The sequence below is a fragment of the Serratia sp. 3ACOL1 genome (assembly GCF_003668775.1).
Lineage (GTDB): Bacteria > Pseudomonadota > Gammaproteobacteria > Enterobacterales > Enterobacteriaceae > Chania > Chania fonticola.
The window spans coordinates 5,776,140-5,793,247 of sequence record NZ_CP033055.1; the positions used below are offsets into that span (position 1 = coordinate 5,776,140).

The 17,108-nt window shown below is 52.7% G+C and carries 13 protein-coding genes; 5 read left to right on the forward strand and 8 right to left on the reverse strand.

Features of this window, described 5'->3' with window-relative positions; translation table 11 throughout:
- Positions 1-10: 10 nt before the first annotated feature.
- The 6 genes from D9980_RS26175 to D9980_RS26200 all read right to left on the reverse strand — a co-directional run bounded on the left by D9980_RS26175 (position 11) and on the right by D9980_RS26200 (position 7,110).
- On the reverse strand, positions 11-1,606 hold the full coding sequence (locus D9980_RS26175) for an acyl CoA:acetate/3-ketoacid CoA transferase (protein WP_121608873.1): 1,596 nt from the start codon (positions 1,604-1,606) through the stop codon (positions 11-13).
- A 174-nt stretch (positions 1,607-1,780) separates the two neighbouring features.
- Positions 1,781-2,533, reverse strand: a complete 753-nt coding sequence (gene aroD / locus D9980_RS26180) for a type I 3-dehydroquinate dehydratase (RefSeq protein WP_121608874.1) — start codon at positions 2,531-2,533, stop codon at positions 1,781-1,783.
- A gap of 76 nt (positions 2,534-2,609) precedes the next feature.
- Positions 2,610-3,476 (reverse strand): quinate/shikimate dehydrogenase, encoded by an 867-nt coding sequence (gene ydiB / locus D9980_RS26185; protein ID WP_024483675.1) that lies wholly within the window; start codon positions 3,474-3,476, stop codon positions 2,610-2,612.
- 62 nt (positions 3,477-3,538) lie between these two features.
- On the reverse strand, positions 3,539-4,774 hold the full coding sequence (locus D9980_RS26190) for an MFS transporter (RefSeq protein WP_024483676.1): 1,236 nt from the start codon (positions 4,772-4,774) through the stop codon (positions 3,539-3,541).
- A gap of 577 nt (positions 4,775-5,351) precedes the next feature.
- Complete coding sequence (locus D9980_RS26195) at positions 5,352-6,560, reverse strand: MFS transporter (RefSeq protein ID WP_024483677.1); 1,209 nt, start codon at positions 6,558-6,560, stop codon at positions 5,352-5,354.
- Positions 6,561-6,753: 193 nt separating this feature from the next.
- Complete coding sequence (locus D9980_RS26200) at positions 6,754-7,110, reverse strand: YdiL family protein (RefSeq protein ID WP_121608875.1); 357 nt, start codon at positions 7,108-7,110, stop codon at positions 6,754-6,756.
- Positions 7,111-7,416: 306 nt separating this feature from the next.
- Between D9980_RS26200 and D9980_RS26205 the strand changes: the two genes are divergently transcribed.
- The 3 genes from D9980_RS26205 to arsC are packed head-to-tail and all read left to right on the forward strand — an operon-like array spanning position 7,417 to position 9,542.
- On the forward strand, positions 7,417-7,767 hold the full coding sequence (locus D9980_RS26205) for a transcriptional regulator (protein ID WP_121608876.1): 351 nt from the start codon (positions 7,417-7,419) through the stop codon (positions 7,765-7,767).
- A gap of 53 nt (positions 7,768-7,820) precedes the next feature.
- Positions 7,821-9,110 (forward strand): arsenic transporter, encoded by a 1,290-nt coding sequence (locus D9980_RS26210; RefSeq protein ID WP_121608877.1) that lies wholly within the window; start codon positions 7,821-7,823, stop codon positions 9,108-9,110.
- Positions 9,111-9,122: 12 nt separating this feature from the next.
- On the forward strand, positions 9,123-9,542 hold the full coding sequence (arsC, locus tag D9980_RS26215) for a glutaredoxin-dependent arsenate reductase (protein ID WP_121608878.1): 420 nt from the start codon (positions 9,123-9,125) through the stop codon (positions 9,540-9,542).
- 39 nt (positions 9,543-9,581) lie between these two features.
- On the opposite strand, the gene D9980_RS26220 is transcribed toward arsC, so the two are convergent.
- Together D9980_RS26220 and D9980_RS26225 are read right to left on the reverse strand one after the other, a co-directional pair.
- Positions 9,582-11,114, reverse strand: coding sequence for a DHA2 family efflux MFS transporter permease subunit (locus tag D9980_RS26220; RefSeq protein WP_121608879.1), 1,533 nt, complete (start codon positions 11,112-11,114; stop codon positions 9,582-9,584).
- A 3-nt stretch (positions 11,115-11,117) separates the two neighbouring features.
- Positions 11,118-12,287, reverse strand: a complete 1,170-nt coding sequence (locus D9980_RS26225) for an EmrA/EmrK family multidrug efflux transporter periplasmic adaptor subunit (protein WP_121608880.1) — start codon at positions 12,285-12,287, stop codon at positions 11,118-11,120.
- Between the two features lie 494 nt (positions 12,288-12,781).
- On the opposite strand from D9980_RS26225, the gene evgA reads away from it, so the two are divergent.
- On the forward strand, positions 12,782-13,396 hold the full coding sequence (gene evgA / locus D9980_RS26230) for an acid-sensing system DNA-binding response regulator EvgA (protein ID WP_024483683.1): 615 nt from the start codon (positions 12,782-12,784) through the stop codon (positions 13,394-13,396).
- Between the two features lie 4 nt (positions 13,397-13,400).
- Positions 13,401-16,997: a transporter substrate-binding domain-containing protein gene (locus D9980_RS26235; RefSeq protein ID WP_121608881.1), complete on the forward strand. Its 3,597-nt coding sequence runs from the start codon at positions 13,401-13,403 to the stop codon at positions 16,995-16,997.
- The last annotated feature ends 111 nt before the right edge of the window (positions 16,998-17,108 follow it).

Genomic DNA, 17,108 nt, shown 5'->3' on the forward strand with positions numbered 1-17,108 from the left:
CTTACTCCTTTTAATATACTGCTTCAGGTAAAGTGAAACCCATGACGCCGTCGATAAACAGTCTTTCGTCCATCAGTTTTAACTGCGGGGAAATAACCGGGGCGAAATCCATTTTTGCCAGAATGTCTTTTTCCAGATCGACGCCGGGGGCAATTTCAACCAGGTGCAGACCATCGGCTTTGAGCGTAAAGACGGCGCGTTCGGTGATGTAGCGCACGTCTAATCCCCGTTCGAGCGCGATTTTGCCGCTAAAGGTGATCTCTGGTAATTGCTTGATGAATTTTTTGACACGTCCTTCCTGCACAATGTTCAGCTTGCCGTCGGCGACCTCGGTTTTTAAACTGCCGGCGGTCAGGGTGCCGCAGAACACAATCTTTTTCGACGTCGCGCTGATATCGATAAAGCCACCGGTTCCCATGATTTTGCCGTTGAATTTATGCACGCCGACGTTGCCCTGTTGATCCACTTCGGCAAAGCTCAGGTAACAGACATCCAGCCCACCGCCGTGGTAGAAATCGAACTGAGAGGTCATATCCAGCACGGCGCGGGTGTTGACGTTCGCACCGAAGGCCACGCCCTGAGAGGTAATACCGCCGATGGGGCCGGTTTCGACCGTCAGCACGAAATCATCGGCACACCCCTCTTCGCGAGCGACCAGGCCGATGCCGTCGGCAATGCCCACCCCAACGTTGCCCACCGCTCCTTTACGCATCTCAAATAGTGCACGTCGCGCCACCAGTTTGCGCTGGTTAAGGGGCAGGGCGATTTGGGTGCTGTCATCGAGCACGAAATCGCCGGAAATAAAGCGGTTCACCGGGGCGCCGCCATACAGCTGCGTCTGCTGTGGATCGACCACCACGATATCAACCAGATAGCCAGGGATACGCACCGATTTAGGGTGCAGCGTCGCCTTCTTGACCATCTTTTGCACCTGCATCATCACGATGCCGCCGTTGTTGTGCACCGCCTGGGCAATCACCAGCGCGTCCAGATACATCACCTCGTCTTCGAACGAGGCATAGCCTTCGCTGTCGCAGGTGGTGGCGCGAATAAAGGCGACGTTGGGCGCAATGGCCTTGTAGTAGAGATATTCCTGGTTATCGATCTCGACCAGCTTGATGAGATCTTCTTTGGTCACTTCATTGAGTTTGCCGCCCTGCTGGCGCGGATCGACGAAGGTACCAATCCCGATTTCGCTTAAAATCCCCGGCTGGTGCGCCGCTGCGGCCCGCAGGGTTTGGGTCAACACGCCTTGGGGATAGTTGTAGGCCGCAATCTTGTTCTGCTCGGCCAGATCGGAGATGCGTGGGGATTGCCCCCAATGCCCGCACAGCGCCCATTTCACCAGCCCAACCTGTGCCAGCGGGCTGATGCCACGATCGGCCCGGTCACCTAACCCTGTCGGGCTGATTAATGACAGGTCACGCGGGGTTTGCGTGGTTTGATATTTCTCTGCCAGCGCGGTAATTAAGGTGGTGGCCTCCAGAATACCGCCACCGGCCCCTAATACGCACAAGGTGGCTTCGTCAGGAATATAATTTACCGCCTCTTGTGCCGATAATACCGGGACTCTGCCATTGATTCTTTTCGGCTTTACCAGATCCATAACTACTCCTGTTGATGACCGATGCATTTATTTTGCGGGGCGACCAAACCCACACGCAGGCGTGCGGATGCCGCAATTAAGCTGCATTAAAATTGAATGCTCTTTTTAGTGACTTGTTTTATTCGGCGGGAATACTATTATTCCCGCCGACAGTAATATCAGTGCACCACTGAATTAATGCAGTATCGTTAATATGGTGCGTAAATCCGTGACGGAGATTTGCCCAGGTGCGGAGGCTTTCTTGACTGCGCCAAAGGTAGCCGCTGAGCCAAAGGTTTCGCCCGCTAGCCGGGACACAATGCCGGTTTTGGCCATCGACATGGTGATTATCGGCCCGTGGGCATGCTTCTCGTGCATTTCCAGCGTCGCGGCCAGCAGCGTCAATACGTCACTTTTGTTTTGCGGCATCAGGGCGATTTTCGGAATATCGGCGCCCAATTCCTGCATTTTGCACAGGCGTTTGACGATTTCCTCCTGCGGCGGCGTTTTATGGAAATCATGATTCGACATGATGACTTTGACGTTCTTGGCGTGGGCATGGGCCACGGCCTCTTTGACCAGTTCGTCACCGGTAAACAGCTCCAGATCGATCATATCGACCAGGCCGCTGTCCACCGCCGCCAGATTGAGCGCGATATAGGCCTGTGCGGGCAACGCCTGCTCACCGCCTTCCTGGGCGCTGCGGAAGGTGAACAGCAGCGGCTTGTCGGCAATGATCTCTTTGATCTGACGTGCGGCGGCTATCACGTTGCTGAGCGTGGCAACATCCGCAAAATGATCGACGCGCCACTCCAGAATATCGAAATCGGCGTGACGATAATCCTGCGCTTCAGCCACCACACTAGGGATATCTTTACCCATCAGCGAGACAATGATTTTTGGCGCGCCTTCGCCGAACACAATGTTTTTTACGGTTATGGTTTTCATTTTTACCTTTTGCATGCTGTTTTGCCGCAATCAATAAGGTGGTGATTTAAGCCCATCACCACGCGCTACGGGAATGCTACGCCTCGAATCCCATCACCTGCTTAACGTATTCCAGTGGGAAATCCTTGCCAGTCCAAAGTTTGAACTGTTCGGCGCCTTGCCATAACAACATGCCGTAACCGTCCACCGTTTTGCAACCTGCCTGTTGGGCCATTTGCAGCAACTTGGTCATGTGCGGGTTATACACGCACTCCGTCACCAGCAGTTCCGGGCGCAGCATGGCGATGTCGCTGACGATACTCTCGTTTTCCAACGGCTTCATCCCGACCTTGGTGCCATTAGTCAGGATATCCGCGCTGGCTATGGCGCTGGCAAACGCTTGCTGGTCTGCCAGATCGGTCACGGTTACCTTGCAGTCGGTGTTGTCGTTGACCCGTTTGGCGAAGGCGAGCGCCTGTTCAAAGAACTCGTCCTTACGATTAAACAGCTTGATCTCTTTGATGCCTTCAACGGCGGCCTGAGCGCCGATAGCGGTAGATGCGCCACCCGCGCCGACCAGCACCATGGTTTTGCCCTTGATATCAAAACCGGTTTCCTTGATGGCCCGAATATGCCCGGTACCGTCGGTGTTATAGCCGCGCAGATAGCCATCGTCGTTGACGATGGTGTTGATAGCGCCGACCAGTTTGGCCGCTGGCGTCAACTCATCGACATACTGGCAGGCAAACTGCTTGTTAGGCATCGAGACGCCGGTGCCGCGCATTTTTAACGCCTTCAGCCCTTCAATGGCGCTGGCGAAGGTGGTGGTGTCGACTTCGAAAGCCATATAGGTAAAAGGTAGCCCGACTTTATCCAATGCTTTATTTTGCATCTCTGGCGATAAGCTGTGTCTGATCGGATAGGCCATCAGCCCGATAAGCTCATATTTTGCGGTTACATCCATTCTAAACTCCTTGTCTAACCATGTTCGTGTGGGGCGCAAACCTGCGTAATTGCTGTTTTGGGTTATTGGAAAAAGCGCTCACCCAATCGCAGGTCACTTTGCGGGACTTTGAATACTCTGTAATAGCGAATGAAGACGATGATGGCGGTAACAAATGCCAGCAGGGCAAAGGCGATATCCAGCAGGATGATGTATTGCAAACCAATGGTGGAGAGGTAGCCGGTAATCAATGGGATCAAGAAGTTGGCTAACCCGCCCATCATCATATAAACGCTGGTGACCTTGGCTTTGCTTTTCGGGAAAAACTCCGACATGACGGAGACGCCAAGCTGCAATATCCCACCGGCGGCAGAGAAACCAATCGCAAAGGCGCCAAGGTTACAAACCAGCGGTGACGGATACAGATAGATAATGGTTGCCGCGATCACCGAAACACCGGCGTTAAACACGTTGGCCCACACCGGGCGTACGGTGCTTTTTAACAGCAGGGCGAAGATAAACACGCACATCAGCGAGCCAAGGCTATACCAGGAGATGGTTTTCAGCGCGTCGGCCTCCGCCATACCGGCAAATGCCATTGCGTATTTCGGCATCCAGACCACGATCACGTAGAAGGTAGAGAATGCGGCCACGCCGAAGATAACGGAGGAGACGCCCTCCAACCAGGCCAGCGGCTTACTGTTCATCTGCGGCAACTCTTTAGCCACGGAGGCATCAACCAGCTGGCTGGGGAACTTGCTTTTAAGCAGCAGCAAGGTGATCAGGACGAACAGGATCCCCGGGATAACCATCGCGTAGCCGTACCAGATGTGGCTGACCAGCAGGTAGCTGACCAGCATCGGATAAAACATCTGGCCGAAAGAGACCATGGCTTTCACCAGGATCACCGCCGAGCCGGAAGTCTTGGGATAGCTCTCCATCAGGGCAGGATAGCCGCCGGTATCAAGCGCCGCATTGGCAACGCCAACGCAAACCGCCAGGCCAAAGGCGACGATCAGATTAGGGCTGGCCGGGATGCCAAAGAAGAACAGAATATACAGGGCGACGCCGATCAAAATGGCGGCGCGGCGGCCAAACTTATCCGATATCACACCGAAGAACAGAATACTGACTAGCCGGCCCAACCCAATACCGGATATCAGGTAGGCAATACCCGCGTTGTCGGTGCCGAACTTCTCGGCCAGTGGCGTCATGTTTTGCGCCAGCGTAATGACGCTGGCGCCGTGGAGAAAATAACTCAAATAGATACTGATGACCGCTAACAAAAATGGCGCTTTGAAGGCCTTGCTCTGGCTCATGCTGTTCTCCGCTTGTCGCTAATTTTTTACGTTTTTGGATCCAGGGGACCTGTTGTTCTGGTGGCCTTTCTTTTTAATCAATCGTTAATCATTGCGGGAAAGTAATGGGTGAAAATATCCCGATAAGTCACACTGCGGTAAATAACTTGGGTCATGGATAACCGCCAATACACCGGCAACCTGACGTGTGCTGAGTATAGGTAATGCAGTAGGTGATAAATACGTAATATGCCGTTTTAGTTTTCAACTTTATTGCAGGGAAAGATGCTGAGACGGCGCTTGATGGTGTTGCCGAATTGTGCCGGTATTTCCCCGGCTAAATTAGGTGTGAAGGGCTGTAGCCAGGTGTTTCCTTTTTGGGAGCAGTGAAAGCTAATGGTTATTAACAAGCTATTTACTTTGTCTGTGGGGCAACATCAGGCTGAATACTGTCTCATATTGCATGCGGTCATAATAATATTGTCTCTGCAGCCAGTTGGAGGAATAAAACCACATTTTCCAACCGGCTCATAACGTAGGGGCGCTGCATGCTGCGCCCGTTTATCTGCGTGTTCAGGAGGAGGTAAAAGGTGTGGGATCAGTTGATAACTTGGGCCATCTTGAAGGGACGGTTAGCTTCTTTATGGCTACGGTAGCCAATAAACAGCGCCAGTAGAAAACCACAGGCTGCAATAGCGGTATCGAACCACATAATGTTGGCGATACTGGTTTCGGAAATCTTGGCGGTAATCAACGGAATGGTGAAGGTTGCCAGGCTGCCGGCGCTGTAATAGATGCCGGTGGCTTTGCCTTTCGCATTGGGAAGGCGGGTAGCCATCAGCGTCAGCCCCAACTGCATGACCCCGCCAGCGGCAGAGAAGCCGATAACAAAGGCGAAAACCATCACGACGTACATGTTGGGATACAGGCAAACGGTGAGTAAGGTAATGAAAGAGATAAAGGTATACAGCATCAGAAAGGTGGTTGATTTAAACCTTTTCTTTACCAGCCCGGCGGTGATGAATACGCACATCAGTGAGCCGATGGTGTAGATGCTCAGCAGCTTGATCGACATCGTATAGCTCATGCCCGCCACAAACTGGCCATACTGTGCCAGCCACTGGCTGATCAGGTAAAAGGTGGCCATGGCGATATAGCCATAGAGGGTATAGCTGATCAGATCAACAATGGAACAGCGGTGATTGTCATCTGTAGCTACATCGGGCTCGGCGGCCACTCGTCGCCCCGGGTGCGCGGGGAATGGGCAGCGCAGTAGGAACAGGCCGTTGAGCAGCATAATGCCGGCGGCTATCAGGAAGGACCAGCCAAACCAGACCTCAGCCCAGACCAGCAGGCTGATGACCATCGGCAACATAAACTGGCCGCCGGAGACAAAGGCTTTGATCAAGATATTGGCGGTGCCTGGCGACTTGGGGAACGCCTCCATCAGCGTAGGGTAGGTGCCCGAGTCGAGAAAACTGTTGGCGACGCCGGCTAAAAAACCAAACACATAAGCGATAATAATGGTGTGGCTAAGCAGAATGCCGAAAAAGAAGCCCAAATAGCACACTATCCCCAGGAAAATAAAGGGTCTGCGGCCAAAACGATCGGATAACATGCCGGTGATTAATAACACACTTAGCCTGCCAATGCCCAAAGAAGAGATGACGATAGAGATGCCTGCGGCATCGGTGTGCCATTGTTCTGCCAGATAAGGCATATTCAAGCTGATTAATATCACCCCCATACCGTGCACCAGATAGTTCAGATACAGCCCCAAGGCCGTTGGTACATACTTGTTTTCCATAGGTTGTTGCTCAGAAACTCGTTCATAATAAATAATTCGTGCCGGGAAAAACGGCTGGGCACGAGATTGTTACAGGCGTTAGCCTGCTGTCAGGAGTGATAGTCAGTTAAAACTATGGGCAGGCGGTGTTGATAAGCCGTCCTTATTAAATTCCGTCCAGGTTAACGAGCGCGATTTATCCTATTAGTTTGGGTTAACATAGCCGCTCTAGATCATAAGCATAAAGTTGTGCGGCGACCGACTGATAAATTTTCCATTCCAGATAATCACCTTGGGGGTAGACAGCCAGGAAGGACGCATAATCGGGGAAGAAGCGCATGGTGTTATTCCCAATGCGATTGTTGATCTTGTCGATGATGGCGTTGATGTGGGTTTTTCTTTTTCTAATCATTTTTGTGAATGTATCAATAATAGCGTCCGGTATTTCACTTTCACCACGCTCCCATTGCTGCCATGTAGCTAAATTGTTGTCAGGTGAAATATAGGCCGCACATTCTTCGACCGTCATAAAAAAAAGCTGACGCAGTGCCTGCAGTTCTAAATGATTCATGATGACGCAGATCCACGTTAGAGAAAACCATGCAGAATAAATAGCATTATTGGGCGTTTTTCGTCTTGAACAGGCTCACACTATTTGGTGCAATATTATTTGTTGCCGGGGTGTGAATATATTACCGCATTATAGCTTTTTAATTGGCTTAAATGTAAAGCCATATTGCCGGAGCGACGTATCGACACAACGTTGACATCTTTCTGGGGTAAGGGAAGAGAAAAACATATATGAAAATTCAAATGTGTTATTGACTTGAAAGCGCCTGTGGGTATGATTTATCCACCGATCGTAGTGGAGAGACCTATGACCCTGACTTCCTTGCAGCTGTTCAAAATCCTGTCGGACGAAACCCGCCTGGGTATCGTGTTGCTGCTCAAACAGCTGGGTGAACTGTGCGTTTGCGATCTTTGCACCGGGCTGGAAGAGTCGCAACCCAAGATCTCGCGCCACTTGGCAATGCTAAGAGAGTGCGGGTTGCTGCTGGATCGTAAGCAGGGCAAGTGGGTGCATTATCGTCTTTCCCCGCATATTCCTGCCTGGGCAGCCCTGGTTGTTGAACAAGCCTGGTTGAGCCAACAGGACGAAGTCCACACTATGGCACGTAAGCTGGCAGTGGCGAATGGCTCCAGCGAGGGCAAAACCCTGTGTAGCTAATTTTTTTGCGCAAACACATATGAAAATACATATATATAATTGAGGTGGTAAGTATGTTATTGGCTGGGGCGATATTTATCCTGACCATTTTGCTGGTGATCTGGCAGCCGAAAGGGTTAGGGATTGGGTGGAGTGCCACACTTGGCGCGGGGCTGGCCTTGCTTACCGGAGTGGTGCAGATTGCCGATATCCCGGTGGTGTGGAATATTGTCTGGAATGCCACGGCGACCTTTATCGCCGTGATCATGATCAGCCTGTTGCTCGATGAGTCTGGCTTTTTCGAATGGGCTGCGCTGCATGTCTCCCGTTGGGGAAACGGGCGGGGGCGCCTGCTGTTCACTTACATCGTGTTACTAGGCGCAGCCGTGGCGGCTTTGTTTGCCAACGATGGAGCTGCGCTGATCCTGACCCCCATCGTGATCGCCATGCTGCTGGCGCTTGGGTTCAGCAAAGGCACCACGTTGGCGTTTGTCATGGCTGCCGGGTTTATTGCCGATACCGCCAGTCTGCCGCTGATTGTGTCCAATCTGGTCAATATCGTCTCGGCAGACTTCTTTGATCTGGGCTTCACGCAATATGCTTCGGTGATGGTGCCTGTCGATATCGCTGCGATTATCGCGACGCTGGTGATGCTGCACCTGTTCTTTCGCAAGGACATTCCGCCGACCTATGATCTTGAACGACTGAAACAACCGGCGAAAGCCATCAAAGATCCGGCCACGTTCAAAACTGGCTGGGTGGTATTGATCCTGCTGTTGGTGGGTTTCTTCGTGCTGGAGCCGCTCGGCATTCCGGTCAGCGCTATTGCTGCCGTGGGGGCGCTGATCCTGTTTGCGGTGGCCAAAAGAGGCCATGCCATCAACACCGGGAAGGTGCTGCACGGCGCGCCTTGGCAGATCGTCATTTTCTCGTTGGGGATGTATCTGGTGGTTTATGGCCTACGCAACGCCGGGCTAACGGAGTACCTCTCCGGCGTGTTGAACCTGCTGGCGGAGAATGGTTTATGGGCCGCCACGCTTGGCACTGGCTTCCTGACCGCATTCCTGTCATCCATTATGAACAATATGCCAACGGTGTTGATTGGCGCGCTGTCCATTGAGGGGAGTACTGCGTCAGGAGTGATTAAGGAGGCCATGATTTACGCCAACGTTATTGGCTGCGATCTGGGGCCAAAAATCACGCCGATTGGCAGCTTGGCAACGCTGCTCTGGCTGCATGTCTTGTCACAGAAAAACATGACGATCACCTGGGGATATTACTTCCGTACCGGAATTATCATGACCGTACCTGTGTTGTTGGTCACGCTGACAGCCTTGGCGTTACGTCTATCCATCACTTTGTAGCGAGGAACACCCATGATTACGATCTACCACAACCCGGCCTGCGGCACCTCACGTAATACGCTGGCGCTGATTCGCAACAGCGGTGCAGAGCCAACGATCGTCCATTATCTGGAGACACCCCCCAGCCGCGCTGAACTGGTGAAACTCATTGCAGACATGGGGGTCAGCGTGCGGGCCTTGTTGCGTAACAACGTGGAACCCTATGAGCAGTTAGGGCTGGCAGCAGACGTCTTCACCGACGAGCAGTTGATCGACTTTATGCTGCAACAGCCGATTCTGATTAACCGGCCGATTGTAGTGACGCCGCTGGGGACCCGCCTATGCCGCCCCTCCGAAACGGTGCTTGATATCCTGCCTAATCCGCAAATAGGGGCATTGGCCAAAGAGGACGGCGAAAAGATTGTTGATGGCTCCGGCAAACGGATTAAGTAAATCGGGAGGCGCGCCAGCGCCTCTCTAATTCCCCGTTTATCACCCCGCCTTGGCCGTATTAAACGGCGGCTTGGCGAACCACACCAGCAGGGTCAGCATCAGGAATACCCCGGCAGAGAGATAGAAAATATCGTTGGCCGACATCAGCAGGCTCTGCTGGGTAATTTGATCGTTGATATAGGTCGCGGCTTGCTGCTGATTGAATCCCAGATTTTGCAGATGGTGATCCAGGTTGATCGCAGCCGGGTTGAATTGCGTCACTGACTGCGTCAACTGCGCATGGTGAAACGATTCCCGGTGGCTCCACAGGGTCATGGTGAGTGACGTGCCGATCGAGCCAGATAACGTCCGGAAAAAGTTGCTCAGGCTGGTGGCCGCTGCGAATTTTTCTGGTGCGAGCCCTGACAATGAAATGGTGGTCAGCGGCAGGAAGAAGCAAGCCACGGCGAAACCTTGCATCAGCTGCGGCAACACCACGGCAGTAAAATCAATCGCCGGATTAAACGTCATCGCACGCCAGTAGTAGCAACCGGCATACACGATAAAGCTAAAGGTCACCAATACCCGCATATCAATACGATCGCCGTAGCGGCCAATCAATGGCGCGATCAGCAGCGGCATCAGCCCGATGGGGGCATAGGCCAGCCCTGCCCACACCGAGGTGTAATCAAACACCGTCTGCAGCAGTTGCGGCATCAACACAATGGCCCCGGCATAAATCAGATACGCACAACTGATACACAGGATGCCGATGCTGAAGTTACGTGAACGGAACAGGCTCAGATCGATGATCGGGTTATCGTTGGTAGCTTCCCAGATAACCAGCAAAATCAGCGCGACTACGGCGATCACGGCCAACACAATCACGGTGGTAGAGTTAAACCAGTCGAGGTCTTTGCCTTTATCCAACATGATTTGCAGGCTACCCACACCGAGCACCAGTAGGCTCAGGGCGAACAGGTTGATTTTTACCGGCTCGGTGGGTGTTTCTCTTCCTTTCAGCTTCCATGCGGTAATGGCAACGACGATGATGCCGAATGGAACGTTGATTAAAAATATCCAGCCCCAGTCGTAGTTATCGCAAATATAGCCGCCAATAATCGGGCCAAAGATCGGGGCGATAATCACCGTCATCGACCACAGCGCCAACGCGATATTACGCTTCTCCGGCGGGTAGTTACGCAGCAGCAGGCTTTGCGATAGTGGGATCAACGGGCCTGCGACCAATCCCTGAATGACGCGGAAAAAGATCAGCATATCGAGATTGGTGGAGAACCCGCAGCACAGCGACGCCAGTGCAAACAACGTCACCGAAGCTAAAAACAGCTTACTCTCGCCGAACCGCTGCGCCAGACGCCCGGTTATCGGGATGGAGATCGCATTGGCGACGCCAAACGAGGTGATCACCCAGGTTCCTTCGTCCGTAGAGGCACCCAGGAACCCGGAAATGGTGGGAATGGCGACGTTGGAGATGGTGGAGTCCAACATCTGCATAAAGGTCGCCATCGACAGCGACAGCGTCAACAGAATCAATGACCAGCCTTTTAACGGCAGCAGTGTGTTGTTGCTCATAAATCACATCGCATTGGCTTTGATGATGTCTTGGATTTCCCCGTCGATACTGGAGGTATCGAGCACCAGCGCCTGGCTTTGGTAAGCCGGTTTCAGGCGTTGGGTGGTAGATAGGGCAGGGCCATTGGTGTTGTTTTCGCGCAAGGTCACCGTGGTGGATAAGCCAATCCGCAGTGGGTATGCCTTGAGCTGTTCCGCATCCAGGGTAATACGCACCGGCAGGCGTTGAACCACTTTGATCCAGTTACCGGTGGCATTCTGCGCGGGCAGCACCGAGAACGCTCCGCCGGTCCCCATATTGATCCCTTCAACCACGCCGTCGAACACCACGTTGCTGCCATACAGATCGCTCACCACGCTCACCTTTTGCCCAATGCGCACGCCGCTGAGCTGGGTTTCCTTGAAGTTGGCGTCAATCCACAGCTGATCGGCCGGGACGATGGATAATAAGGCCTGGCCAGCACTGAGCGTTTCGCCCACCTGCACATTGCGTTGAGCAACATAGCCGGTCACCGGGCTGCGAATTTTGGTGCGTTGAAGCGCGAGCCAGGCTTCGCGCATTTGTTCTGCCGCCAACAGGATGGCCGGCTGCTGTTCAAGCGTGGAATTCTGGATCAGGGTACGATTGCTGCGATATTGCTCGATAGCAACGTCCAGCGCTGCTTTGCTGCTGCTAACGGCATTGCGCGCATGTTGCAGGTCTTCTTTTGAAAAGGCTCCCGCACCCATCAATTGGGTACGGCGTTGATAATCGGCCTGCGCTTGCTGGTAAGCGATTTTAGCCTGGGCAATATTGGCGTTATATTGTGCGTCGTTGACATAGATCTGTTTGGTTTTTCTCACCGTTTCCGCCAGCTTATTTTTGACTTTTTTAAAGTTGAGGTTGGCATCGGTATCATCTAAATTGACCAAGACATCCCCTTGCTGGACTAAATCGGTATTGGTGTAATTCACGCTGACCACGCTGCCATTAACCTGCGAAGAAATAGTGACCTGATTGCCCATTACATAGGCATCATCGGTGCTTTGCACATTGCGCGAATTGAAATACCACCAGGTTGCACTGGCCAAGGCCGCAATAATAATCACCATTAGAAAAATGAGCAGCCACTGCTTTCTTTTTTCTAATGGTGTTTTCACCTGATTACTGTCTGACTGTGGTGGTTGTGGCATGGCAAAACCCTTGCTTGTCTGTTTTATGAGCAATAGCAAACCATTACGCTGCTGTGGGCAATAAGCTCAGCGCGTAATTTATTCATTGAATGGCTTGGTTAATCACCTTCAGCTTAAAGCGGCATAGGCCTATGGGAACAAACGCTGAAAGTTCGTAGTGATTATAAAAGCAGGCGTTGCCGTAACACAGCAGAGACATCGGAAATCATTGCAGGCAGCGTCCTACACGTGAAGTCCATCCTGCAACTACAGGTACAGGGGAAGGGGAGTGAATATGCCACAGATTGACTTCGGCTCCGTACAACTCCCTCTCCCTTTTGGAGAGGGTTGGGGTGAGGGGACAACAGCGAATTAGAACTATAAACAGGGTTATGCTATAAGCTCGTAGATAGCTTGAAATCCTTAAGATATTTCGTAAGCGAAGAAACATCGTTGACCAACGCTGCCCGTGTTTTTTATATGACCAGGAAACGACAATGAGTGAAACCAAGTCTTTGAGCGCCGTAATTGTTGACGACCATCCTCTGGCTCGTATGGCAATCAAGAACCTGCTGGAAAGTGAAGGCATTAGCGTCATTGGCGAGGCGGGGGACGGGGCAGAGGCGCTGCTACAGGTGGCGCAGCAGCAGCCAGACGTGGTGATTGTCGACGTCGATATTCCTATCATGAGCGGCATTGAGGTGGTTGAAAAGCTCAGAAAGCAGCAGTTCAGCCAAATCATTATCGTGGTCTCCGCCAAAAACGATCTGTTCTACGGCAAGCGTAGCGCGGATGCCGGGGCCAATGCGTTTATCAGTAAAAAAGAGGGCATGACCAATATCATCGCCGCGGTGCATGCTGCCCAGAATGGCTACAGCTATTTTCCTTTCTCACTGAACGGTTTTGTCGGCAGTCTTTCTTCGGAACAGGAAATGCTGCTGTCGCTCTCCAGCCAGGAGATCAAGGTGATGCGTTCCCTCCTCAGCGGGGCAGATAATATGCAGATTGCGGCGGCGATGTTTATCAGCAATAAAACGGTCAGCACCTATAAAAGCCGTTTAATGGAGAAGCTTGGCTGTAGCTCGTTAGCCGATCTATTTGCTTTCGCCAACCGTAATAAAATTGGGTGAGTGCATGCTAAAACGGGTATTGGGGTTTTGGCTGGTTTTACTGTGTCTGATGCTGCCTGCACAAGCAGTGATCAACGGGCCGATCACGTTAGCGCTGGCGAGTAACCACCTGGTCACGCCACCGGCCGTCTACTTGGGCCACGACGACTTTATCTGGCTGGCGCAAAAGCACAGTCTTACCGTCGCGGTGTATGGTGTTGAATCCCAACCGTTGAGTATGAATAGTGTTACCGGACGCTATTGGGGAATGAATGCGGATTATCTTGCGCTGTTTGGAAAGGCGCTGAATATCAATGTGAACGTCAAACTCTACGCCGATGAGCAACAGGCATTGGCGGCACTGCTTGCGGGCCGCGTCGATCTTGTTCTCACTACTCCCGGTAGGATTAGCCCGCAAAAGGCTCCCTTTATTGCCAGCTTGCCGCTGGTGCAAGGCTATCCAACGCTGGTGACGCGGCTTGCCGAGGTGATGAAGCCGTTTCACGATAATAGCGATAAGCTCAAGATAGCGATCACCCGGGATTATCCCCCAGAATCATTTATTAAACAGGCATTTCCTAACGCCAGCGTCGTTTCTTTTGCCGATGAATATCAGGCGTTGGCCTCGGTTGCCAGCCATCAGAGTGACTACTTTCTCGGCAATAACCTCACCACCAGTTTTATTATCGCGCGCGATTTCTACCAGACGTTGGGAATGGTGAAGTTCTGGCGAGCACCGCAAAGTGGCGACGTGCTTATTGCGCTCGATAGTCAGCGGCAATTGGTCAACATTGTCGACAGATTTATCAGTTCACTGACCGAACCTCAGCACAGCCAGATTGCTCAGTCCTGGATTGATATGGGTAACCTCACCTTTTTAACCAGGGACCTGGCTTTTACCCCCCAGGAAACTCGCTGGCTGGAAAAAAACCGCAAATTGCGCATAGTGATTAATCCCTATTACGCCCCGTTCAGCATGGTGGATGAAAACCAGGAAATACGCGGGATAGTTGGCGATATCCTTAACCTGATCCAGCTGCAAACCGGTTTGACCTTTGAACCGGTGATTGCCAATTCCAATGAAGAGATGGCCAGCATTATACGTAGTGGCAATTGGGATATCCTGTCCTCGGCCACGTACAGCCCAGAGCGGGAAGAACAGGCGGCCTTCACTCATCCGTTTTTGGCGACTCCTTTTGTGATCGTCACCCGCGTTGCAGTCAAGCAGACCGAAACGATGAAGCCTGGTATGAAAGTCGCTATTCCGGCCTACCATACGTTATCGGAAAAGCTAAAAGCCAAATATCCGGGTGTGCAATGGGTTGAGGTAGAGAACACCGGCGCGGCGCTGAGCATGCTGGATCGGAGGGAAATTGACGCGGTGGTGTCCACACAGCTCGCCTCGCGCTACATCATCGATCACTATTATCCCAATCGGTTGAGCTATTTCCGTATCCCCGACGAGCGCACCGCCCAGATCGCCTTTGTCATTCCACGTGGCTCGCAAGAATTACAAAGCATTCTGAATAAGGCCATCGACGATATTCCCCCCAAAGAACTGATGAATTTGGCCGGGAAGTGGGTAAAAACCCCCGAAGTGAAAATTGACACCTGGAACCTCTATAACCGGCCTTTTTACCTGGTGATCGTTCTGGCTACGCTGCTGGTTGTCAGCAGCTTGCTGTGGGGAGCCTATCTGCTGCGGGCCATCCGTAAAAGCAAAGAGGCACAGGCTGCGCTGGAGTATCAGCTCGGTTTCCGCCAGACCTTATTCAACTCGATCCCCGTACCGGTGTACGTGATCTCGTTGGAAGGCGAGCTTGAAAGCTACAACAGCGCCTTCGGGGCCTTCTTCACCCCCGAGTTACATGCCGCGATGCATCATTCATTGTTCGATCGCCGTCATCCGCTGGCAGACATTTTCGCAGCGCTTCAACCCGATATCCAGCAAGGGTTGCAAGTCAACCAGGTTATCCCTCATCAACTGGTGCTGAATAATGGCACGGAAGAGCGCCTGATCCTGCACTGGTTAACGCTGTGCCAACTGCCCGCCAACACGCCGCCAACGCTGATTTGCGGCTGGAAGGACATTACCGAATCCAGGCAACTGATGGGGGCGTTGCAGGTGGAGAAAGACAAGGCCATCGATGCCAATCGGGCCAAGAGCACTTTCCTTGCCACCATGAGCCATGAGATCCGTACGCCGGTGAGTGCAATCATGGGGTTCCTGGAGTTACTGACGACCCATAGCCAAAGTCCGGCAGCAGAGAAGGAATCTATTCAGTTGGCTTATTCCACCGCTCAGTCACTACTCGGCCTGATTGGCGATGTGCTGGACATGGAAAAAATTGAGTCTGGCAACTTTGAGCTGGCGCCAGAATGGGTGGATCTGGCCTCGTTGTTAGCTACGACGGTCAGTAGTTTTGAAGGGGGGGCCACGCTGAAAAACCTGCGGCTGTCGGTCGATTACCGCCTGGAAAAAACGCAGGCGCTGTGGCTCGATCCGCAGGCGGTGAAACAGGTGCTGGCCAATCTCCTCAGTAACGCCATCAAATTTACCGTTGAGGGAGGGATCGAAGTGATAGCGCAAACGCACGCGCAGGGCACCGATCACACTCGCCTGACGCTGAGCGTGAAAGATAGTGGGGCGGGCATTAGCCCGCAGGAACAGCAACACCTGTTCAAGCCCTTTAGTCAGACCAAGTGGGGCAAGCAACAGACCGGATCGGGATTGGGTCTGACGATCTGCCGTGAGTTGGTTGAACGCATGGCCGGTACCATAGACATGGCCAGCCAGCCGGGCAGGGGCACCACCATGACGGTGACGCTCACCACCGCGGTTGCGGATCTGGAAAAGGTTATCGCCGTTTCATTCACACCTAAATCGCTCGTCAGTGGGCCTACAGCGCTGAGGATTGTGATTGCTGACGATCACCCCACCAACCGGCTGCTGCTGCGTCGTCAGTTGGCTACGCTTGGCTATCGGGTCGACGAGGCCATTGATGGTGTGGCAGCCCTGGCCTTGATTGAGGCCAATCCGTACGATCTGCTCATCACCGATCTCAACATGCCTAATATGGATGGCATAACGCTGACCCGTCGGGTGCGTGAATTCAATCAGGACATCATTATCTGGGGGCTAACCGCTAACGCACAGGCGGAAGAGAAAGAGCGCTGCCTGGCGATGGGCATGAACCTGTGCCTGTTTAAACCGGTAGATTTACCGCAGTTGGAAGCGGCGCTACAAGGTGTGACAGGACCTTCGCAGGCCGATCCACTCAGCGAGTTTATCGATATGGCTACGCTGCAGGCACTCAGCTTGGGTGACAACGCCCTGATGCGCCAGATGCTTGAACAGTCGCGCCTGGAAAATGACCAAGATTTGCTGGCGGCGAGAAAGGCACTCCACTCTCAGGACTGGCTAACTCTGCAAAGCCATTTACACCGCATTAATGGTACGGCTCAGCTGCTGGGGGCCACGTCACTACATCTGCTTAGCGAAGAACTGGAAAATGCGCTGGCGACACAACAGCATGAGGCGGTGATCGATGAGGGCATGCGCGAGCTGGAACAGTTGCTGCAGGGGCTGAATGCAGCTATTGAGGCATTTTCCCGCCCATAGGTATATTCATACCCAGTAGGGGCGCGGCTTGCTGCGCCCCTTGATATAAGCCTACAACTGTAGTCCCGCACCTACAGTAATTACCAATCCCTCTCATATCTTCGAAACGAT

Coding starts and splice junctions, on each gene's coding strand:
- D9980_RS26175 (WP_121608873.1), bottom strand. CDS start 1,606: ATGGATCTGGTAAAGCCGAAAAGAATCAATGGCAGAGTCCCGGTATTA.
- aroD (WP_121608874.1), bottom strand. CDS start 2,533: ATGAAAACCATAACCGTAAAAAACATTGTGTTCGGCGAAGGCGCGCCA.
- ydiB (WP_024483675.1), bottom strand. CDS start 3,476: ATGGATGTAACCGCAAAATATGAGCTTATCGGGCTGATGGCCTATCCG.
- D9980_RS26190 (WP_024483676.1), bottom strand. CDS start 4,774: ATGAGCCAGAGCAAGGCCTTCAAAGCGCCATTTTTGTTAGCGGTCATC.
- D9980_RS26195 (WP_024483677.1), bottom strand. CDS start 6,560: ATGGAAAACAAGTATGTACCAACGGCCTTGGGGCTGTATCTGAACTAT.
- D9980_RS26200 (WP_121608875.1), bottom strand. CDS start 7,110: ATGAATCATTTAGAACTGCAGGCACTGCGTCAGCTTTTTTTTATGACG.
- D9980_RS26205 (WP_121608876.1), top strand. CDS start 7,417: ATGACCCTGACTTCCTTGCAGCTGTTCAAAATCCTGTCGGACGAAACC.
- D9980_RS26210 (WP_121608877.1), top strand. CDS start 7,821: ATGTTATTGGCTGGGGCGATATTTATCCTGACCATTTTGCTGGTGATC.
- arsC (WP_121608878.1), top strand. CDS start 9,123: ATGATTACGATCTACCACAACCCGGCCTGCGGCACCTCACGTAATACG.
- D9980_RS26220 (WP_121608879.1), bottom strand. CDS start 11,114: ATGAGCAACAACACACTGCTGCCGTTAAAAGGCTGGTCATTGATTCTG.
- D9980_RS26225 (WP_121608880.1), bottom strand. CDS start 12,287: ATGCCACAACCACCACAGTCAGACAGTAATCAGGTGAAAACACCATTA.
- D9980_RS26235 (WP_121608881.1), top strand. CDS start 13,401: ATGCTAAAACGGGTATTGGGGTTTTGGCTGGTTTTACTGTGTCTGATG.